Raw genomic sequence first — 20,788 nt, 5'->3', positions numbered from 1 at the left:
TGTTGCATCTTGTCAGCTCAGGGCAGTACCCAGCGCTGTAGCGCCAGTGCGATACCATCTTCGTTGTGGTCGGCCGTGACCCGATGGGCATGGCTCTGGATCTGCGGGGCCGCATTGCCCATGGCCACCGCCAGCCCCACCTGCTCGAACATGCTGATGTCGTTGTTGTTGTCACCAAACGCCACCACCTGATCCATCTCAATCCCTTCGCTGGCGGCCCACTGGGCAAGCCGGTTGCCCTTGCTGCAACCGGGCTGTACCAGCTCCACCGCATAGGGGGCCGCCCAGTCGCGGGTAAAGGGCATCTGCTCGACCACCTCGCCCATAAAGGTGTGCAGGCGCGCCGGATCCTGATTGAACAGCTCCAGTTTCCAGACCGGGTTGTCGAGCCAGCCTGCCAGCTCCTCAACCGGATGGATGGCGATCTTGAGGTGGTCCGGCTGATTGGCCGACCAGTGGCGGATGCGGGTGACATGCTCTTCACAGCCGATGTAGCCGATCCCCTCGCTCAGATGGAACAGGGCGCCCATCTGCTGTGCCTCGACCGCGGCCAGCAGCTCGGTAAGCGGGGCAGCCGCCAGCGGGTCGCCGCTGATGATCCGGTTCTGCACCGGATCATAGAGATAGGCGCCGTTGCTGCAGATGAGGGGGGTGTCGAGGGCCAGCTCGTGGTGGAAGGGACGCGCCGTCATGTAGTGGCGCCCCGTGACCAGCAGCACCTTGATGCCGTGGGCGCGGGCTTGCGCCAGGGCTGCCCGGGTGGCCGACGAGATCTTGTGATCCCGGGTCAGCAGGGTGCCATCCATATCGAGCGCGATGGCCTTGTACTCACTCATAGCTCCTCCAGCATCGAACAAATCCGCAAAGAGCCTTACCGTCCCAGACCCGGCGCCCCGATGCAAGTCTTGCCCGCAGCCGAAGCGCCGAACTGTGATCCCTTCGTGGCTCAGGTGCAGCTGGCCAGCTGTTGACGACGGTCGGCACGGCGGCGCAGCAGATAGAAACCGGCGGCACTGGCAAGGGAGCAGAGGGTGGCGAGATAGAAGGGCCACTCGGTACCGGCCAGCAGCACCAGACTGCCGAGCAGCACCGCCAGGATCTCGCTGCCTACGGCGAGGGCGCGGTAGAGCCCCATCGCCTGCCCCTGTTGCTCCGGGTGACTGCGGTTGGAGATCGCCACCGAGGTGGCCAGCTCCCCCAGACTCATGCCGATACCAGCGGGAACGAAGGTGAGTGCCAGCCCCCACCAGTGCACAGGCAGGATAAAGAGCAGCATGCCGCTCGCCATCACCAGATGGCCGACAATCCCGAGGGAGCTGCCGCGCCAGTGGCGGGCGATGCGGGAGCCGAGCCAGGAGCCCGCCATCATGGGCAGGCTCACCAGCACCGCCGCCTGCGCCAGCTGGGCCGGATCCCAGGCCAGCCGCTCTACCAGCCAGATGTTGAAGTAGGTGAAATAGAGCTGCACGGCGCCATAGCTGATCAGGGTGAGTGCGAAGTAGGGGAGCAGGGCCGGTTGCAGCAACAGCTGGCGGCTGGAGAGAGTCGCGGCCTGAAGGGTGGCCGCCACCGGCGGACGATAGGGGATCAGCCAGTAGACCAGTAGCAGGTTGAGCAGGGTCATTCCTACCGCCAGCCAGGCGGCCAGACTGTAATCCCCCGAGATCACCGCGGCGTAGCCCCCGATCATCGGCCCCACGACCCAGCCCAGATTCATGCCGATGTTGATCCAGGCGAAGCTGCGCGCCTTGTGCTCCTTGCCGGCGAGATCCGCCGCCATCGCCTGCACGATGGCGATGTTGCCGTTGCACAGCCCCTCCACAATCCGGCTGAGCAGCAGCAGGGGGAGGGAGCGCCAGGCGATACCGAGTGCCATCAGGGCATAGCCTGCCAGAACCCCCGCCAGCGAGAGCAACAGCAGTGGCTTGCGGCCATAGCGGTCGGAGAGGCGACCGAGCCAGGGACTGCCCACCAGCTGGAACAGGGGATAGAGCCCCATGATGACCCCCAGCCACACCTTGCGGCTCCAGTCGGAGGCTTCCGGCGTCAGCATCCCCTGCGCCGGATCCAGCAGCAAAGGTGCCAACACCGGGGAGGGGAGACTGAAGCCTGCAACTGCCAGCGTGACCGTCATGACCAGCACCCAGAGGGGATTTTTGTGCCCGTGTTTCTCCATGTTGCACCCATTAAGTAAAGTTATTTGTTTATTTATGCTGATTCATAGACGGGATTAAGTAAAGTGAATTGTTGATTTAATAAAGGGCGCTCCCCATAATGAGATCATGAACGCAAGCACCGACAAGATCCTGTTTCTGCTCAAGAGCCATGGCCCGCAGAGCGCCGCCGCGCTGGGGGAGCAGTTGCAGATGACCTCCATGGGCGCCCGCCAGCACCTGCTCGCACTGGAGCAGGAGGGGTGGGTCACATTCAGCGACGAGGCGCGCGGGCGCGGTCGTCCCGTGCGGCTGTGGCAGCTCACCGAGCAGGCCTGGCAGCGCTTCCCCGATAGCCATAGCGACCTGACCGTGCAGCTGATCGACAACGTGCGCGAGCTGTTTGGCGAGGAGGGGATGGAGCGGCTGATCCAGCAGCGGGAGCTGCAGATGCTTGCTCGCTATCAGGAGGCGCTGGGGTCCCATGGCCTCTCTGGCCGGTTGGCGGCGCTCAAGGAGCTGCGCAGCCGCGAGGGCTATATGGCGGAGATCCGCCGCGAAGAGGATGGCAGCTGGCTGCTGTGGGAGAGCCACTGTCCCATCTGTGCGGCGGCGCGCACCTGCCGCGGTTTCTGTCGCAGCGAACTGGCGCTGTTTCGCCAGCTGCTGGCGCCGGCGACGGTGGAGCGGGAGCAATATTTGCTGGAGGGGGCGCATCGCTGCCTCTATCGCATCACGCCGCCCGCGCTCTGATTTCGTCAAACGCCCAAAAACAACAAAGCAGGCGCCGGGATGCCTGCTTTGTTGCCTTCGGGGAGGAGGTTCTCTCGTTCCAGCCCGTCGTTTCCCGATAAGGTAAGACGGCTGATGGGGCTCTTGACCCGGTAAGGTCCTTCACCGCAGAGACCCGGTCAGGTATCTGCTTTGCCACCGGAAGATGTAACCATAGTATCCCTCCCGTGCCGGTGAGTGGTTGCAAAGTAACCACTTATTTCGGTTGTTTTTGCAATAGTTCACCCTTAATCTAGGAAAAGTGGATTAGTCATTGCAACGAGGAAGGTAAATGCTGAAACTTGATCGCATAGACAGACATATTCTCGAGCTGATGCAGGAGAATGGCCGCATCAGCAATCTGGAACTGGCCGAGTTGGTCGGGCTCTCGCCGTCCCCCTGCTCCCGCCGGGTCAAGGCGCTGGAGGATGCCGGTCTCATCGACACCCACGTTACTCTGCTCAACGCCCGCCAGCTTGGCCTCACCCTCACCGCCTACATTCACATTTCCATGGACAGACACACGCCCGAGCGGTTCGAAAACTTCGATCGCGCCATCAGCGAACTGCCCGAAGTGCTGGAGTGTGACCTCATCACCGGCAATGATGCCGACTACCAACTCAAGGTGGTGGTGCGCGACATGGAGCACTACCAGCACTTCCTGCTGGACAAGCTGACCCATATTCCGGGGGTGACCGGGGTGCGCTCCAGCTTCGTGCTGCGCCGCATCAAGCACAAGACGGCGCTGCCGCTCAACCATCTGGGGTGAGCCCGCGCAAACCGCTTATATAAACAGAAAGAGGAGGCCAGTGGCCTCCTCTTTTGCTATTCGCTCTTGGTTATTCGGTAGTGGTTATCGGGTCTGGATTAGCTGTCGCGGTGACGGGGAATGGCGACTGCCGTGGTCAGACGCTGACCTGGCTGATGTCTTCCACCTGCAGCAGCCAGCCGCTCTGCTCCTGCTGCGGTTCACCGCTGACTCGCAGCCGCTCGCCGGTCGGCACCCACTGCCCCTCGGGCAGGGAGACCAGCAGGCTCTCGCTGCCGTTGTCGAACAGCCAGCGATCTTCGCCAAGCGATTCAATCAGATAACCTTCCATCTCCACTCTGGACTCGGCTTGCCAGGATGGCGCAACGGAATCACGGCTCTCGATGAAATCCCCCTGAACACCAAAACTGGCTAGCCCCCACAGAATGGAGAGCCCGACGATGGATGTTTGCATCTTGTCTCTCCTCTTTTGGAACTGTAGGGCCAGTATGGGAACAGAAAACTGAGCGCACCATGAACAAGGTGGCAAAGTGCTGGCGAGATCGCGAAAAAATCCGGCCAATTGGCCGGTAGTGTCATTTTATGGTGCCTGGATCACACTATTTGGCGGCTTATTCTGCCATCCGTTCAGCTCTTGGCTTATTCGTCCACATGGCTACCCCGCGATGATCCCCACAGATCCCCTCTGCCACCACGGCGCGAACCCGGGTGCCATCTTTGCAAATGGCCTGCCAGGCGTCAGCATCATCGATGGCGAGCGAGTTGGGGGGCGGCGTGGTTTGGCAAGCCGTGAGCAGCAGGGCGCACAGGGGGAGCAATTTTTTCATGGCGGACTCCTCGGGGTGATGGGGGACTGAGAGGATGGGGATGACCTCTCCATCCGGGCTTCACTCCCCAGCATCAGTGATAACCGGTTAAGGGGCAAGGGGAGGGGTCACCGACAGGCGCAGGTGCCGTGCAGCCGGGGCTTGCCCTGTGCACTTCTTAGGCCTAAGGTGGGGCCGTTTTACTGCCTGATTGAAGGAGCGTTTTCATGTCCACTCTCTATCCCCGCGTCGGGGTCGGCGTTATCCTGACCAACGTCCAAGGCCAGGTGCTGCTTGGCAAGCGCAAAGGGAGCCATGCCCCCTACTGGTCGATCCCGGGTGGTCATCTGGAGTTGGGGGAGAGCTTCGAGTCGGCGGCGATCCGCGAGGTGGCCGAGGAGACCGGACTGGAGATCCACGGGCCCGAGGTTGTGGCGGTGACCAACAATCTGGAGACCTGGCGCGAGAGCGGGCTGCACTATATCTCGGTGACACTGTACGCCCGGGCCGATGGCGAGCCGCAACTGCTGGAACCGGAGAAGTGCGAAGGCTGGGTCTGGTGCGATCCGCGCGAGTTGCCAGAGCCCCATTTCGATGCCAGCCGTCAGTCCATCGCCTGCTGGCTGGCGGGACGCTGCTATCTGCCGGGTGATGTGCCCATGGTGTCGGCCGAATCAGCCTGATTGTCATAAAACGATCATCGCGCTGTCATAATATCCCCTCTCTATCGGGAGAAGAGGGATGAGGGTGAAGAGCGTGGGACAGGTATTTATTCAGTTTTTATGGCTGGGATGCATCTGCTTTGGTGGTCCGGCCGCTCATATCGGCTATTTCCAGCGCACCTTCGTCCAGCGGCTAGGCTGGCTGACACAGGCCGAATTTGCCCGCCTGCTGGCGCTGTGCCAACTGCTGCCGGGGCCCGCCTCCAGCCAGCTTGGTTTCGCCATCGGTCGTCATCGCGCCGGTCTGGGCGGGGCGCTCTCTGCGTTTGTCGGCTTCACGCTGCCCTCATTTCTTCTGCTACTGGCGGCTGCGATCGGCATCGGCCAGCTGGGCAGCAATCTGTGGCTCGATGCGGCGCTGCATGGCCTTAAACTGCTGGCGCTTATCGTGGTGGCCGATGCGGTGCTCACCATGAGTCGTCAGTTCTGTGCCACGGGAATGACCCAAGGGATTATGGTGGTGACCGCTGCTGCACTCTGGTGGCAGCCCGGTCTGATGACTCAACTGTTGATGCTGGCGGGAGCGGCGCTGATCTGCGCCCGCAGCCAGCGCGGGGCGGGTAGTCGCCCAGCCTCCGCCGAGCTGCCTTCTGCCGCCAGCAGTCAGCCTCATTGGCCTACCCTGCTGATGTTTGGCATCCTTTTTATCGGTCTGCCGCTGCTCGGTAGCCCGCTTGGCCAGCTGGTTGCCGACTTCTATCGCGCCGGTAGTCTGGTGTTTGGCGGTGGCCATGTGGTGTTGCCGCTACTGCAAGAGAGCGTGGGACACACTCTCAACGAGCAGCAGTTTCTGACCGGTTACAGCCTGGCCCAGTTGGTGCCGGGCCCCATGTTTACCCTTGCCACCTATCTTGGCGCCCAACTGCTGCCCGAGATGCCGCTGATCGGGGCCCTGTTGGCGACCCTGGCGCTCTTTGTGCCCGGATTTCTGCTGCTCTGGGCGGTAGGCCCCTGCTGGCAACAGTGGCTGGCCCGGCCCCGTCTGGCGGGGGCAGTCACCGGCATCAATGCTGCCGTGGTGGGCTTGTTGCTGGCGGCGCTCTATCAGCCGGTGTGGCAGAGTGCAGTGCTGGTTCCGAGCGATCTGGCGCTGGCGGCCATCGGCTTTTATCTGCTGCGGGTGGTGAAGCTGCCGATACCGGCCATTGCGGCCCTGCTGGTTATGGCTGCTATCCTGCTGGCGTGAACGCGGTGAAATCCCGATAAAAAACGGCGCCTCCGTGATGGAAGCGCCGTTTTTATTGCAATGGGTCAGCCGTTTAAGCGTCGGGATCGAAATCCAGACTCAGGCTGTTGACGCAGTAGCGCTGGCCTGTCTCGGTCGGTCCGTCGGGGAAGACGTGACCGAGGTGAGAGCCGCACTGGCGGCAGGTGATCTCCACTCGCTTCATGCCGTGGCTGTTGTCTTCGGTGTACTCCACCGTCCCCTCGATGGCCTTGTCGAACGAGGGCCAGCCGCAGCCGGAATCAAACTTGGCTCCTGAGTGAAACAGCACGCTCTTGCAGCAGACACAGAGGTAGTCGCCGCTCTTGCGATTGTGGAGCAGGGCGCCGCTGTAGGGGCGTTCGGTGCCCTTCTCCCAGCAGACGTGAAACTGCTCGGCGGTCAGTTTGCTGCGCCACTGTTCCGGATTGTTACTGCTCATACCGACTCCTTGCCATCCATACCGGAGCCCAGCATAGCGGCTCCGTAAAGCTGACTCCAGCATGCCTCTTATGCTTTGCCTGTATCTGTGATCGAGGTGGCAACCATCTCCTCATCGGATGCAGGGAGAATTTCCTGCTGCGGTGGCTGGGCATCCTCCGCCGTGCTGGCCAGCGCCACTCGCTCCAGCAGTTTGAGGGAGTGGGCCCTGCCGACCGCCACCTGCCGTTTGATGTCATCGGGCAGGAAGGGAAGCCCATCGTTGGTGGCGGTGTCGATGGTCTGGATCCACTCCAGCCCTTCCCCCGGCGGGGGCAGGCGGAACTGGATATCGTAATCGCTGGCGTTGAACAGCACGTACCAGCGCTCGCCGACACAGTTGATCATGCCGATATCCATGGCGAACGCCTGCCCCATGGGGGCGTGCCAATCCTGATCGGTGAGCTGGTGGCCGTCCGGGTGATACCAGTTGACCTGATGGCAGCTGGACGGGGTGCCATTCCAACTGTCGTCGCTCAGCTGCAGGTTGGAGAAGACGCAGGACTCCGCCCGCAGCGCCATCATCTGCTGGGTGAAGGCGAACAGCCGCTCATCCTCCGGCCGCCACTGCCAGTTGACCCAGCTGATCTGGTTGTCCTGACAGTAGGCGTTGTTGTTGCCAAGCTGGCTGCGGCCCATCTCGTCGCCGGCGAGGAAGTGGGGAGTGCCTTGGGAGAGCAGCAGAGTGGCAATCAGATTGCGCTTCTGCTGCTGGCGCAGGCTGTTGACCCGCGGATCCAGGGTCGGCCCCTCTACTCCGTGGTTATAGGAGAGGTTGTTGCCGTGACCATCCCGATTGTCTTCACCGTTGGCCTGATTGTGGCGCTGGTTGTAGGAGACCAGATCCTCCAGGGTGAAACCGTCGTGATAGCAGAGGTAGTTGACGCTGGTGTGGGGGGAGCGCCAGTTCTTCGGGAAAATATCCCGCGAACCCACCAGACGAGTGGCGAAGTCCCCCATCTTGCCCGCATCACCGCGCCAGAAGGCGCGCACCGTGTCGCGGTAGCGGTCGTTGATCTCCTGCCACTGGCTCGGGAATTGACCCAGCCGGTAGCCGAAGGGGCCGATATCCCAGGGTTCGGCGATGAGCTTGACCTGTGACAGCACAGGGTCGGCCATCACGGCCTTGAAGAAGGCGCCCATGGGCTCGAACTCTCCCGCTTCCCGCGCCAGCGTCACCGCCAGATCGAAACGGAAGCCATCCACCTGCATCTCGGTGACCCAGTAGCGCAGGGCATCGAGCACCAACCGCAGGGTGTTGGGGTGATCCAGATTGACGCTGTTGCCACAACCGGTCACGTTGGCGTGACGGGTGTAGTCGGGGCCGTGGGGGCCCGCTTCGAAGGCGTAGTAACCGGCGTTGTCAAAGCCCTTGAACGAGAGGGTGGGGCCGTCGAAGCCCGAGGCGGCAGTGTGGTTGTAGACCACATCCAGGATCACCTCGAGCCCGGCCCGGTGCAGCTCGCGCACCATGGTCTTGAACTCGGTCACCGCCTCGTCCGCCCTGGTGCTGTAGCGCGGCTCCGGGGCGAAGAAGGCGATGGGGTTGTAGCCCCAGTAGTTGGTGAGTCCCAGCTGTTCCAGTCGCGGTTCCGACATGAAGGCGGCCACCGGCATCAGCTGCACCGAGGTGATACCGAGGCTCTTCATGTGCTCGATAACCAGCGGGTGACAGATGCCAAGGTAGGTGCCCTGCAGCGCTTTTGGGATCCCCGGATGCTGCTTGGTAAAGCCCTTGACGTGGGTCTCGTAGATAATGGTGCGGGCCGGGCTGATCCCGGGTTTGCCAACCCCTTGCCAGTCAAAACGGTCATCCACTACCACCGACTTGGCAATCATCCCGGCACTGTCCCCCTGATAGAGGGCTTCATCCCAGTAGGTGGGACGACTGAGCGCCCTGGCGTAGGGGTCAATCAGCAGTTTTTGCGGATCGAACAGCATCCCCTCCTGCGGGGTGCCATAGACCCGATAGCCGTAGCGCTGACCGGCCTTTACACCGCGCACGTAGCCAAAGCGATACTGGCCACGGCGGCTGGGCAACTCCAGCCGCATCAGTTCCTGCTCCTGCTCGTCGTACAGGCAGATCTCCACCTTGTCCGACTGGGGGGCCCAGACGCAGAAGTGGCAACCGTTCTCGTCAAGGCGGGCCCCCAGCGGGTGGCCCACCCCTTTTTCCATTACAAGCATCAAGACTCCTGTTTGATAAACAAGGTCGCCAGCGGCGGCAGATCCAGCACTATGCTGTGTGCCATCCCCTGCCAGGGGGTCGGCTCGGCAGCGAACACCAGACCTACATCATAGTTACTGCCCCAGTAATACTCGCTGTCGGTGTTGAGCACCACCCGATAGTGGCCCGCCGCTGGGACGCCGATCCGATATTCGAGACGAGGCACCGGGGTGAAGTTGCAAGCCACCACAATAGCCTGCTTGCCCTCTTTGTCCGCCCGCAGCCAGGCAAAGATGCTGTTGTCGGCATCGTTGTGATCCAGCCAGCGGAAGCCGGTCTGCTCATAATCGGCCTGATACAAGGCAGGCTCATGACGGTAGAGGTGGTTGAGATCGTGGATCAGCCGCTGCTGACCGGCATGCTTGGGATATTGCAGCAGGTGCCACGGCAGCTGGGCGTCGTGGTTCCACTCGTTGCTTTGGGCGATTTCGGTGCCCATGAAGTTGAGCTTCTTGCCCGGGTGGGCGTACATGAAGCCCATGTAGGCACGCAGGTTGGCGGCTTGCTGCCACTCGTCCCCCGGCATCTTGTAGAGCATGGAGTGCTTGCCGTGCACCACCTCGTCGTGGGAGAGCGACAGGATGAAGTTCTCGTCATAGTGGTAAACCATGGAGAAGGTCATGTCGTTGTGGTGGTAGCGGCGGTGGATCGGCTCTTTCTGCATGTAGGTGAGGGTGTCGTGCATCCAGCCCATATTCCACTTGAAGCCAAAGCCGAGGCCGCCGAGGAAGGTGGGGCGGGAGACGCCGGCAAAGGCGGTGGACTCTTCGGCTATGGTCATGGCGTGGGGATACTTGCCGTAGACCTCCTCGTTGGTCCACTTGAGCAGGCTGATCGCCTCGTAGTTGTGGTTGCCGCCATCGACGTTCGGTACCCACTCACCGGCGTTGCGGGAGTAGTCCAGATAGAGCATGGAGGCGACCGCATCCACCCGGAGGCCGTCGATGTGGAACTTGTCGAGCCAGAACAGGGCGCTCGCCACCAGGAACTGGCGCACTGTGTCGCGGCCAAAGTCGTAGATGTAGGAGTTCCAGTCCGGGTGCCAGCCACGGCGCGGATCTTCATATTCGTAGAGCGGGGTGCCGTCGAAACGGGCCAGTCCGTGGGCATCGGACGGGAAGTGGGCGGGCACCCAGTCCAGAATGATGCCGATCCCGGCCTGGTGGCACTGGTCGACGAAGTATTTGAAATCATCGGCGGTGCCGTAGCGGCTGGTGGGGGAGAACATGCCCACCGGCTGGTAGCCCCAGGAGCCGCTGAAGGGATGCTCGGAGACCGGCAGCAGCTCGATGTGGGTGTACTCCATCTCCTTGACGTAGGCGACCAGCTCCACTGCCAGCTCGCGCCAGCTCAGGCTGTCGCCGTTGGGGTGGCGTTTCCAGGAGCCGACGTGCAGCTCATAGATGGAGAGCGGCTGCTCGCGCTTGTCATTGTGCTGGCTGGCAATCCACTCGGCATCCTGCCACTGGTACTGGGCGTGGTCATAGACCACGGAGGCGAACGACGGATACTGCTCGCAGTAGAAACCGACCGGATCGCTCTTGTGGGGCAGCCGGTTGCCCATGGGATCCTTGAGCTCGAACTTGTAGCGATCCCCGGCCTTGAGGCCCGGCACAAACAGCACCCAGTGACCGCAGAGGCTGCGCTGCATCGGGTGGCGGCGGCCATCCCAGAAGTTGAAATCGCCGATGAGGCTCACGGCGGTGGCGCTCGGCGCATAGACCGCAAAACGCACCCCCTCCACCTGCTGGCCAAGATGCTCCACGGTGCGCAGCTGGGCGCCAAGGGTATGATAGAGGTTTTCCGGCTGGGCGGTCAGTTCGGCCAGGCCTGCCCAGGCGGCATCCTGAAACTGATAGGGGTCGATGACCTCGGTGGTGGCATCTTGGTAGCTGGCGATCAGCTGATAGGGGAAGGCGTTTTTGCGGCGGGTGAAAACAGTTTCAAAAAGACCCGATTCATCGGTGGGCGCCAGGGTGGCAACAACTTTGCCCGACTTGAGATCCTTGACGCGAACTTCAACGGCATCAGGCAACCAGGCGGTCAGTTTGAGGCCGGGCCCATCCGGATTGGCCTGCAGGCCTAAGTGAGAGAAGGGATCGGAACAGCGGGCAGCAACCAAACGTTCAACGAGCATCGAGATTTCCTTTCATGACAGAGCATCCACTCCGGCCGAAGCCGGAGTGGATTTAGGTGAGAACGCTGTGGGAGACAGCGTCTCAACGACTGGCCTCATCACGGGCTTGGCTCATCTTGCCAGCCAGTGCCTTGAGTGCCTCATTGGCAAAAATATCTTCCAGATCAGCGGAAAGCTTGCGGCGCCAGTTGGGGTATTCGTAACTGGTGCCCGGTACGTTGACCGGCTTGTCCATCTCCAGCCAGTCTTCCAGCTGGGTACTGAACAGGGCGCAGCTGCCGCGGGACATGTGGATCTGCAGACCGTGGTTGAGTTCGGTGTTCATGCCGACCCAGTTCACGTCATGACTGATGTTGTCAGAGATGACCTTGTGGGCATGCAAGCTGTCGAGGATCCGCTGTTTGGCCTGGTGACGATCAGCATACAGAGTCTTCAACACATCTTCATCCGGATACAGACCCAGTTGACGGCCGAGTGCCAGGTCATCGCAGTGCCAGAAGCCCTTGAGGGTCGGCATGTCGTGGGTGGTCAGGGCCGACATCGCCTGCTCGGTGTAGTGTGCCGGGGAGATAAAGCCGCCATCTTCCTTGGAGCGCTCGAAGAAGAACACCTTGTAGGAGTGAACGCCGTTCTCTTTCAGAGTCACGTCGATCCCCTCCGGCACGGTGCCCAGATCCTCGCCGATCAGCAGGCACTGATTGCGGTGGGATTCGAGGGCCAGAATGCCCAGCAGGTCGTTGACCGGATAGTAGATGTAGGCGCCCTTGGCTGCGGACGCTCCGGGCGGTACCCACCACAGGCGCAGCAAGGCCATCACGTGGTCGATGCGCAGTGCGCCGCAGGAGCGCATGTTGGCACGGAACAAGTCCACCATCGGCTGGTAGGCCGCTTCAAACAGCTTGTTCGGGTTCATCGGGGGCAGGCCCCAGTTCTGACCAAGCGGGCCGAGGATATCGGGCGGCGCACCGACCGAGGCTTTCGGGCAGTAGAGATCCTGGTTGGCCCAGATCTCGGTGGAGCCTTCGGAGACGCCCACTGCCAGATCCCGGTAGATCCCCATCACCATGCCGGCAGCCTTGGCACGGGCATCGGCTTGCGCCAGCTGCTCGTCGGCCAGGAACTGCAGATAGAGGTAGAAGTTGACATCTTGCGGGTGCGCGGCCATCCAGGCGGCAACGGCAGGGTTGTGGTAATCGCGCAGCTCCTGCGGCCATACTGGCCAGCCCCAGGCATTTTCGCCTTTGGCATAGAAGTGGGCCTGCAGGGCATCAAATGCTGCCTGCTGTTGCAGGCTGTCGCCACCGGCAGCCACGAAGGCATCAAAGGCGGCCTGACGCTCGGCGCCAAGGCGGGCTTCATCGAACACCTGACGGAGCATGCCGAGTTTGGTCTGGATCACGCCGGTGTAATCGACGTTCTCTTTGGCACGCAGGTCGGCCAGATGTTGCTGGAAGGCAGGACTTGCCACTTCCGCCTTCAGGCGATCGCTCTGCTGGAATTCGGGCACCGCTTCCACATTGATATAGGCCACGTTGAGCCAGCGACGGGAAGAGGGGCTGTAGGGACTGGCGCTCTCCGGATTGGCCGGATAGAGGGCGTGGATAGGGTTGAGGCCGACGAAGTGGGCACCCCAGGCGGCGGCTTTCTCGACCAGCTGGCCCAGATCGCTGAAATCACCGATACCCCAGTTGTGGCGGCTGCGCAGGCAGTAGAGCTGCACGCTCGGACCCCATACCTTGCGGCCATCGGCAATCGGCGCCTGCTTGTAGCAGGCCTTGGGGGCGACAATGAGGCGCATGGTAGCCAGCGGCTCGTCATTGCCCTCTTCCAGCAGCACCAACTGGTGATAACCCAGCTCCGGGGCCATCTCCAACGTGACGCGATAGGCCTGGCACTCCATCTCTTCAAACTCGGCCACGCCGACCAGCTCACCCTCGATGGGGGTGAATTGACCGGACAGCACTGCACCCTGCTCCTGCTGGAGCTGCCAGGTGAGGGCGTCGTTGACGAATTCGATGGGGAGGCGAACCTCAAGGGTAACGGCGTCGCCGGTGCGAACCACCATCACAGGATCCAGCGCCCGCAGCCAGTGCTGGCGATGCTCCTCTTCCAGCTGCTGCACCAGTGCGGCCTCGTCATCGACGCGGTAGCCCATGGCGCCCAGCATGGCGGCCTTGCTCTCTTCGGATACCTGGGCCGGGTGGCCCCAGGCATCGACGTACTCGCTGGCGATACCTTTTGCGGCAGCCAGCTGTTCAATCAGGGTGGTCATAGTTTGAGAATTCCCGCTGTGGATTCTATCTATACTATTTTGTTTGATTTTTATGGGGTGGTACTTGAACAGTGGCTCTTTGGCCATGCTAAACCGCGCACATTTTTACATATCTCTGTGAATGGTTGTGTGACCGAGTAGGCACTATTGTTGATATCTGCGCGATGCCACGATCTGGCACTTTTTTCGTCAAAACGTGGTAATCAGTTACATAAACAGAAAATTAATTTCACAGTTTTTCATGATATAGCGCAATTTCAGACAGAATGTTGGTTGACTCACCGGAGAGTTCTAGTAAATTTACAAGCGGAATTTTCTTTGACTACTGAACAGTTAGGTAACTAAATATGACTATCAAAGTAGGTATTAACGGTTTTGGCCGTATCGGTCGTTTCGTATTCCGTCTGGCTTGCGAGCGTGCAGACATCGAAGTTGTTGGTATCAACGACCTGATCGATGTTGACTACATGGCTTACATGCTGAAGTACGATTCAACTCACGGTCGTTTCAACGGTACCGTTGAAGTTAAAGACGGCAACCTGGTTGTAAACGGCAAAACCGTACGTGTTACCGCTGAGCGTGACCCGGCCAACCTGAAGTGGGGCGAAATCGGTGTTGACGTTGTTGCTGAAGCTACCGGTCTGTTCCTGACCGACGAGACTGCTCGTAAGCACATCGCTGCCGGTGCCAAGAAAGTTGTTCTGACTGGCCCGTCCAAAGACGCTACCCCGATGTTCGTAATGGGTGTTAACGACTCTACCTACGCTGGCCAAGACATCGTTTCCAACGCTTCCTGCACCACCAACTGCCTGGCACCGATCGCCAAGGTTCTGAACGATACCTTCGGTATCGAGTCTGGCCTGATGACCACCGTTCACGCTACTACTGCTACCCAGAAGACCGTTGATGGTCCGTCTGCCAAAGACTGGCGCGGTGGCCGCGGTGCGGCTCAGAACATCATCCCGTCCTCTACCGGTGCTGCCAAAGCTGTTGGCGTAGTTATCCCGGAACTGAAAGGCCTGCTGACCGGTATGGCTTTCCGTGTTCCGACTCCGGACGTGTCTGTTGTTGACCTGACCGTTAACCTGAAGAAAGCTGCCACCTACGCAGAAATCTGCGAAGCGATGAAAGCTGCTTCCGAAGGCGCTATGAAAGGCGTTCTGGGCTACACCGAAGACGAAGTTGTATCTACCGACTTCCTGGGTGAGCGTCAGACCTCCGTATTCGACGCCAAGGCTGGTATCCAGCTGAACGACAAATTCGTTAAAGTTGTATCCTGGTACGACAACGAAATGGGCTACTCCAGCAAAGTTCTGGACCTGATCGCTCACATCTCCAAGTAATTTGGGATGCGCAATCGCGTAGCTTGAAAAAGGCGGCCATTGGCCGCCTTTTTGTTTTTCGGTTTCCCCTGATGACAGGAGTCCACATGCAATCCATTCGTCCCCTGACAGCCAATTGCAAGCTTGCCAACAATGCGGCCGGTCTGCCGGTTCTCACCATTAATAACGACTATGCCAAGGCCGAGATCAGCCTGTTTGGCGCCCATGTGCTGAGCTATCAGCGTCATGGCGAGCCGGCCTCCATCTGGCTGAGCGACAAGGCGGTGCTGGATGACAGCAAGCCTGTTCGCGGTGGTATCCCGATCTGCTGGCCCTGGTTTGGCCCGGCGCCCGCCCGCGTTGGTAGCGGCAAGCCCTCCCACGGTTTTGCCCGCACCACCCTCTGGATGCTGGACGGGGTCTCCGATCACGCCGATGGCACGCTTGTTCATCTCTCCCTGCGCGATAGCGATGCTACCCGTGCCCTGTGGGATCACTCCTTCGAGTTGGAACTGGACGTGCTGGTGGGCAAAGAGCTTTCGCTGGTGCTGACCACTCGCAACACAGGTGCTCAGCCATTGACCTATAGCGGTGCGCTGCACACCTATTTGCAGATCAGCTCACCAGAGGCGGTAAGCGTCACCGGCCTGGGCGAGCCCTATGCCGACAAGCTGACCGGACAGGATGCCAAGCAGCAGGGTGCATTGACCCTGAGCGGGCCGCTGGATCGGGTCTACTGGCAGCCAGAGGCGCTGGTGAGCGTGCAGGATGGTGAGCGCGAGACCCGGGTTGTGAGCGGCAACCACGACAGCGTGGTGGTCTGGACCCCCTGGCTGGAAGGGGCCACCGCCATGGCCGACATGAGCGACGATGGCTATCGCACTATGTTGTGTGTCGAGGCCGCTATCGCTGGCGAGGCGGGGGTGACCGTTGCGCCGGATGAAGAGCACAGTCTCTCTACCGTGATCATCTGATCAGGATGAGGTTCAGATAAATAAAGAGGGCTCCCGCGGGAGCCCTCTTTGCATCTGGTGACGGTGGCAATCAGGCGTTGCCCTGGGTCTTGAGCTTGAGTTCGGCGGCGAAATTGAGCATGCGATCGAGGGGGATCAAGGCTTTGACCCGCAGATCTTCATCGACATGGATCTCGTGGCGCTCGGCACCGTCGGTGAGCGCTTCCTTGATCGCCACCAGACCGTTCATCGCCATCCAGGGGCAGTGGGCGCAGCTGCGGCAGGTAGCGCCATCGCCACCGGTCGGGGCTTCCACCATCTCTTTCTCCGGACAGGCCTGCTGCATCTTGTAGAAGATGCCCCGATCGGTCGCCACGATCAGCTTCTGCTGGGGCAGCTCCTTGGCCGCCTTGATCAGCTGGCTGGTGGAGCCGACCGCATCGGCCAGCTCGATCACCGAGGCGGGGGATTCCGGATGAACCAGCACGGCGGCATCCGGATTCTGCTCTTTCAGCTCGCGCAGGGCACGGGCCTTGAACTCGTCGTGGACGATGCAGTGGCCCTGCCAGCGCAGCATCTGCGCCCCGGTCTTCTTCTCGATATAGGCGCCCAGATGGCGATCCGGGCCCCAGATGATCTTGTGACCCAGACTGTCGAGGTGTTCGACGATCTCCAGCGCAATGCTGGAGGTCACCACCCAGTCAGCCCGTGCTTTGACGGCGGCCGAGGTATTGGCATAGACCACCACGGTATGGTCGGGATTGGCATCGCAGAAGGCGGAGAACTGCTCGATGGGACAGCCCAGATCGAGGGAGCATTCGGCCTCCAGAGTCGGCATCAGCACCCGTTTGTGGGGGCTCAGGATCTTGGAGGTTTCCCCCATGAAGCGCACCCCGGCGACAATCAGGGTCTGCGCCTCGTGATCGCGACCAAAGCGGGCCATCTCCAGCGAGTCACCGACGAAACCGCCGGTGGCTTCGGCCAGCGCCTGGATCTCGGGATCCGTGTAGTAGTGGGCAACCAGTACCGCCTTGCGCTCCTTGAGCAGCGCCTTGATTTCTGTGGTCAAGGTCGTTCTCTGCTCGGCACTCAGGGGAAGAGGTTTGGCCGGAAAGGGGTAGTCCATCGCGACTACCGGCGGGACACTGCTCAGTGCATTGCTCATTGCGACTGTTCCATCAACGCTCGGGAAGGCAAAAATTATAACCAGAAGCCTGCCACAAACCCATCAACAAATCGGGTGAAGCGCAAGTGGGCGAATATACTCAAGTAATTCGTTGTTATTCTGTCATAAGGAGTTGCCGCATGAAGCAACGTTCCCTCAAGTTCAAGCTGCTGTGCCTTACCATGGGGCTGTTTCTGCTGACCGTGCTGGCCATGACCCTGTTGCAATCGGCCTCTTTCAGCTCCCTTCGCAACATGGTGATGACCCAGACCAGCGATGCACTGGAAGAGGAGGTCTCCCACAGCCTGCAGTATCAGGCAGAGCGCTATGCCATCCAGATTGCCTCGCTGATGCAGAACTCCTATCAGATCCCCCTGACCGTGACCGCCCAGATTGAAGCCGGGATGGCTAAGCCGGAACTGCGGCTGTCGCGGCCTCAAGTGGAGTCTCTGCTCGGCAGCAGCCTGCAGCAGGCGAGCGGGATCAGCTCCATCTACGCCCAGTTTGAACCGGACGGCTATGATGGCGAGGATGGCAACTGGCTGGGCGGGGCCAGCCACTCGGTGGCAGGCAAGGGGAGTCTGGAGGTCTATTTCACCAAGGATCAGGGAGGGGCAGTCGCCCAGCAAGCGGTGGACGCCGCTGCCAGCGAGGCCAAGTTTGATACCTCCCTCAACGAGTTTGGCATTCGCAACAGCGAGTGGTATCTCTGTGGTCGCGATACCCGCCAGCCCTGCCTGATGGAGCCCTACCTCTACGAAATCAGCCCGGGCAACAAGATGCTGATGACCAGTCTGACGGTGCCCGTGCTGCGTGACGGCAAGTTTGTCGGGCTGGCCGGGGTGGATATGAACCTGCCCATCTTCCAGCAACTGGCTGAAAACCTTGGCAAGAGCCTCTATGACAACAAGGCGGATGTGACCCTGGTCAGCAAGATGGGGCTGATTGTGGGCAGCAACCGCTATGCCGACAAGCTGGGCCGTCCACTCAAGGAGGTGGGCCTGACCCTGCCTGACGGTCAGCCGGTCAGCAGCGACAGTGACTTCATTCTTCATCAGCCCATCCGGGTTGAGGCAGCCAATACCCAGTGGTGGTTGATGATCAAGGTGCCCAAGGCGCTGGCCCTAAGCAAGGCGCACACCATCAGCAGCGAGCTCGGCGCCCTGCTGGTGGATGCCCAGCGGCAGCAGATCATCGCCATGGGCGGTATCACCCTGTTGGTGCTGGGGCTGCTGGTCTGGTTTATCCAGACCATCACAGCGCCACTTTCTCTTATCAGCCGCCATGTGGGCCATCTCTCCAGCAACGAGGGGGACCTGACCCAGCAGATGGAGATCGACACCCATCAGGAGCTGATCGATCTGGGCGCCCAGCTCAATGCCTTTCTCGGCAAGCTGCGGGGCATGGTGCAAATGAGCAAGGGGATCGGTCAGCAGGTCTACCAGCAGGCGCGGGAGATGAAACATACCGCCGACACTATGCGCAGTAGTCTGGACGAGCAGAATCTGGAGCTGGAGAGCGTGGTGAGCGCCATGCATCAGATGAGCACCACGGCAGTCAGCGTGGCGGGTTATGCCGAGCAGGCTGCGCAGGAGTCGGAAGCGGCGACCCACCACATCAATACCGCCCAGCAGACCCTCAGCAATGCCCGCAACGAGATCCATACTCTGGTCGGCGATATGCATGAGGCGGATAAAGCGGTGGCGCTGGTGGCCCAGCGCAGCACCAATATCAGCCGGATCCTCGATGTGATCCGCGCCATTGCCGAGCAGACTAACCTGCTGGCCCTCAATGCCGCCATCGAAGCGGCGCGGGCAGGGGACATGGGCCGTGGCTTTGCGGTGGTGGCAGACGAGGTACGGGCGCTGGCCAACAAGACCCGTGAATCGACCGACGAGATTGGCCAGCTGATTGGCAGTTTGCAGACTGAGGTGAGCAGCAGCCAGCGTCTGATGAATACCGGCATCGAGCGCTCCACCACCACGGTGCAGGGCACCGAGCAGGCGTTCGAGGCGCTCAATCGGGTGGTGGCCCAGATCCAGCAGATCCACGACCACATCAGTCAGGTTGCCACCGCCGCCGAGCAGCAGAGCGCCGTCAGTGACGATATCAACAAGAATTTGATGCGGATCGGCGATACCGCCAACGTGATCGGGCAGGAGGCAAGCTCCAGCCATCAACTGAGCGAAGCGCTGGAGCAAGCGGCCACGTCGCTGGCCAGTCAGCTCGATCGGCTGCGTACCTGAGTGGCAGCCAGAGAGACAAAAGCCCGCGAGCGATCGCGGGCTTTTTTATGACTCGATGGCAGAGTTGCGTCAGTTGCGGGGTTCAACCAGCAGGATGTGGGAGTCAGCCCCCACCACCCTGACCTTGCTGCCCGCAGGCAGCGACTCGTCGCAGCGCACCGTCCAGACCGTGTCGTCCAGATGTACCCGGCTGGTGCCTTGGGCGACATCATCCAGCAGGGTCAGCTCGCGGCCCATATAGCTCTGCATCCGCTCGTTGATGGTGCTGGCGGCATCCTGACCCGAGTTGTCACGCTGGTGTTGCCAGCGCCACCAGGCCCAGGTGGTGAGCAGGGATTGCACCGCAAACAGCAGCAACTGCGCCTGCCAGCCAAAGGGCCAGATCAGCAGCAGTAGCCCCACTTCCAGCGCGGCGATGCCGGTCCAGAGCAAAAAGCCCACCGATCCGAGCACCTCGATGGCCAGCAGAATGAAGCCGAGCCCCAGCCAGTGCCAGTGGGTCAGCCCCTCTAACAGCGCTGTCATGACTTGCTGCCCTTGCCATCTTTGTTGAACAGCTCGGCCATACCAGCCACCGAGCCAATCAGGCTGCCCGCTTCCAGCGGCATCATGATGATCTTGCTGTTGGGGCCTTCACCGATGCGGGCCAGTGCCTCGGTATATTTCTGGGCCACGAAGTAGTTGATGGCCTGCAGGTCTCCTTCCGCAATTGCCTGGGAAACCATGTGGGTCGCCTTGGCTTCCGCCTCGGCAGCCCGCTCCCGCGCTTCGGCGGCGAGGAAGGCGGCCTGACGCTCACCTTCGGCTTTGAGGATCTGGGACTGCTTTTCGCCTTCCGCTTTCAGGATTTTGGACTGGCGCACCCCTTCGGCTTCCAGTACCTCGGCCCGTTTCTGGCGCTCGGCCTTCATCTGGGCGTTCATCGCCTCGACCAGTGCCAGCGGCGGGCGCACATCTTTAATCTCGATGCGGGTCACCTTGATGCCCCAGGGGGCGGTGGCGGCATCCATGGTGCGCAGCAGTTTCTCGTTGATGGTGTCGCGCTGGGAGAGCATCTCGTCCAGCTCCATGGCGCCGAGCACGGTGCGCATATTGGTCATGGTGAGATTGCGGATGGCGCTGGTGAGATCGTTGACCTCATAACCCGCTTTGCGGGCATCCACCACCTGCACAAAGCTGATGGCGTCGATGGTGACGTTGGCGTTGTCGCGGGAGATCACCTCTTGTGCCGGGATGTCCAGCACCTGCTCCATCATGATGATCTTGTGGCCGACCCGATCCACGTAGGGGATCAGCAGGTTGAGACCCGGGGTCAGGGTGCGGGTGTAGCGGCCGAAGCGCTCCACCGTCCAGTTGTAGCCTTGGGGCACTATTTTGATGCCCGCGCTCAGGGTGGCGAGCACCAGGAACACGAAAATCCCTAGCACAATCAATGATTCATTCATCATTTAGCTCCTTATGAAACACAGTCCCTAGCCTATGGTCTGGCGTCAGGTACCACAAGTGACTTCGTACACCTTTGTCATGAATCGGCTTTGCTAATTACCAAAACGCATTAAAA

The 20,788-nt window shown here is 60.9% G+C and carries 18 protein-coding genes; 7 read left to right on the top strand and 11 right to left on the bottom strand.

The genetic code is table 11. The annotated features are described in order from the left end of the window. Window positions 1-17 precede the first annotated feature (17 nt). Both OKC31_RS06395 and OKC31_RS06390 read right to left on the bottom strand, forming a co-directional pair. Entirely contained in the window at window positions 18-836 is an 819-nt protein-coding gene (locus tag OKC31_RS06395) for a Cof-type HAD-IIB family hydrolase (protein ID WP_216979487.1), read from the bottom strand. A gap of 110 nt (window positions 837-946) precedes the next feature. Further along, window positions 947-2,176, bottom strand: a complete 1,230-nt coding sequence (locus OKC31_RS06390) for an MFS transporter (RefSeq protein WP_270656552.1) — start codon at window positions 2,174-2,176, stop codon at window positions 947-949. Window positions 2,177-2,282: 106 nt separating this feature from the next. On the opposite strand from OKC31_RS06390, the gene OKC31_RS06385 reads away from it, so the two are divergent. Continuing rightward, the gene (locus OKC31_RS06385) at window positions 2,283-2,906 is read left to right on the top strand and encodes a helix-turn-helix transcriptional regulator (protein WP_216979485.1); all 624 of its coding nucleotides are present in this window, start codon (window positions 2,283-2,285) and stop codon (window positions 2,904-2,906) included. 310 nt (window positions 2,907-3,216) lie between these two features. Further along, window positions 3,217-3,693: an Lrp/AsnC family transcriptional regulator gene (locus OKC31_RS06380; protein WP_005304871.1), complete on the top strand. Its 477-nt coding sequence runs from the start codon at window positions 3,217-3,219 to the stop codon at window positions 3,691-3,693. A 136-nt stretch (window positions 3,694-3,829) separates the two neighbouring features. Here the strand turns inward: OKC31_RS06380 and OKC31_RS06375 are convergent, their stop codons facing one another. Next, window positions 3,830-4,147, bottom strand: coding sequence for a hypothetical protein (locus tag OKC31_RS06375; protein ID WP_005343224.1), 318 nt, complete (start codon window positions 4,145-4,147; stop codon window positions 3,830-3,832). Between the two features lie 157 nt (window positions 4,148-4,304). Then, window positions 4,305-4,520: a hypothetical protein gene (locus OKC31_RS06370; protein ID WP_247823468.1), complete on the bottom strand. Its 216-nt coding sequence runs from the start codon at window positions 4,518-4,520 to the stop codon at window positions 4,305-4,307. 206 nt (window positions 4,521-4,726) lie between these two features. Between OKC31_RS06370 and OKC31_RS06365 the strand changes: the two genes are divergently transcribed. Beyond that, entirely contained in the window at window positions 4,727-5,182 is a 456-nt protein-coding gene (locus tag OKC31_RS06365; protein WP_270656551.1) for a nucleotide triphosphate diphosphatase NUDT15, read from the top strand. A 58-nt stretch (window positions 5,183-5,240) separates the two neighbouring features. Then, the gene (gene chrA, locus OKC31_RS06360; protein WP_270656550.1) at window positions 5,241-6,407 is read left to right on the top strand and encodes a chromate efflux transporter; all 1,167 of its coding nucleotides are present in this window, start codon (window positions 5,241-5,243) and stop codon (window positions 6,405-6,407) included. A gap of 73 nt (window positions 6,408-6,480) precedes the next feature. On the opposite strand, the gene msrB is transcribed toward chrA, so the two are convergent. From msrB to malQ, 4 genes are all read right to left on the bottom strand, one after another. Next, window positions 6,481-6,867 carry a peptide-methionine (R)-S-oxide reductase MsrB gene (gene msrB / locus OKC31_RS06355; RefSeq protein WP_040068248.1) on the bottom strand — a complete coding sequence of 129 codons (387 nt, stop codon included), beginning with the start codon at window positions 6,865-6,867 and terminating at the stop codon, window positions 6,481-6,483. A gap of 68 nt (window positions 6,868-6,935) precedes the next feature. Then, a complete protein-coding gene (glgX, locus tag OKC31_RS06350) occupies window positions 6,936-9,092 on the bottom strand; it encodes a glycogen debranching protein GlgX (RefSeq protein ID WP_270656549.1) in 2,157 nt (718 codons plus the stop codon). After that, entirely contained in the window at window positions 9,092-11,269 is a 2,178-nt protein-coding gene (gene glgB, locus OKC31_RS06345) for a 1,4-alpha-glucan branching protein GlgB (protein WP_270656548.1), read from the bottom strand. Before glgB ends, glgX begins: the two co-directional genes overlap by 1 nt. An 82-nt stretch (window positions 11,270-11,351) precedes the next feature. Further along, window positions 11,352-13,541, bottom strand: coding sequence for a 4-alpha-glucanotransferase (gene malQ, locus OKC31_RS06340; RefSeq protein ID WP_100645119.1), 2,190 nt, complete (start codon window positions 13,539-13,541; stop codon window positions 11,352-11,354). Between the two features lie 347 nt (window positions 13,542-13,888). Here malQ and gap point away from each other — a divergent pair, with 347 nt between their 5' ends. Together gap and OKC31_RS06330 are read left to right on the top strand one after the other, a co-directional pair. Continuing rightward, window positions 13,889-14,884, top strand: a complete 996-nt coding sequence (gene gap, locus OKC31_RS06335) for a type I glyceraldehyde-3-phosphate dehydrogenase (RefSeq protein WP_005335708.1) — start codon at window positions 13,889-13,891, stop codon at window positions 14,882-14,884. A gap of 86 nt (window positions 14,885-14,970) precedes the next feature. Beyond that, complete coding sequence (locus OKC31_RS06330; protein WP_270656547.1) at window positions 14,971-15,837, top strand: D-hexose-6-phosphate mutarotase; 867 nt, start codon at window positions 14,971-14,973, stop codon at window positions 15,835-15,837. Window positions 15,838-15,907: 70 nt separating this feature from the next. Here the strand turns inward: OKC31_RS06330 and nadA are convergent, their stop codons facing one another. Continuing rightward, on the bottom strand, window positions 15,908-16,981 hold the full coding sequence (nadA, locus tag OKC31_RS06325; protein ID WP_005335706.1) for a quinolinate synthase NadA: 1,074 nt from the start codon (window positions 16,979-16,981) through the stop codon (window positions 15,908-15,910). Between the two features lie 140 nt (window positions 16,982-17,121). Here nadA and OKC31_RS06320 point away from each other — a divergent pair, with 140 nt between their 5' ends. After that, window positions 17,122-19,227, top strand: a complete 2,106-nt coding sequence (locus OKC31_RS06320; protein WP_270656545.1) for a methyl-accepting chemotaxis protein — start codon at window positions 17,122-17,124, stop codon at window positions 19,225-19,227. Window positions 19,228-19,296: 69 nt separating this feature from the next. On the opposite strand, the gene OKC31_RS06315 is transcribed toward OKC31_RS06320, so the two are convergent. Together OKC31_RS06315 and OKC31_RS06310 are read right to left on the bottom strand one after the other, a co-directional pair. After that, on the bottom strand, window positions 19,297-19,752 hold the full coding sequence (locus OKC31_RS06315; protein ID WP_005354718.1) for an NfeD family protein: 456 nt from the start codon (window positions 19,750-19,752) through the stop codon (window positions 19,297-19,299). Beyond that, window positions 19,749-20,672, bottom strand: coding sequence for an SPFH domain-containing protein (locus tag OKC31_RS06310; protein WP_005335703.1), 924 nt, complete (start codon window positions 20,670-20,672; stop codon window positions 19,749-19,751). The genes OKC31_RS06315 and OKC31_RS06310 overlap by 4 nt, the downstream gene beginning before the upstream one ends. Window positions 20,673-20,788 lie beyond the last annotated feature (116 nt).

The organism is Aeromonas sp. Y293-4, assembly GCF_027705905.1.
Taxonomy (GTDB): domain Bacteria; phylum Pseudomonadota; class Gammaproteobacteria; order Enterobacterales; family Aeromonadaceae; genus Aeromonas; species Aeromonas veronii.
This window is presented reverse-complemented; position numbering and strand designations above follow the sequence as displayed.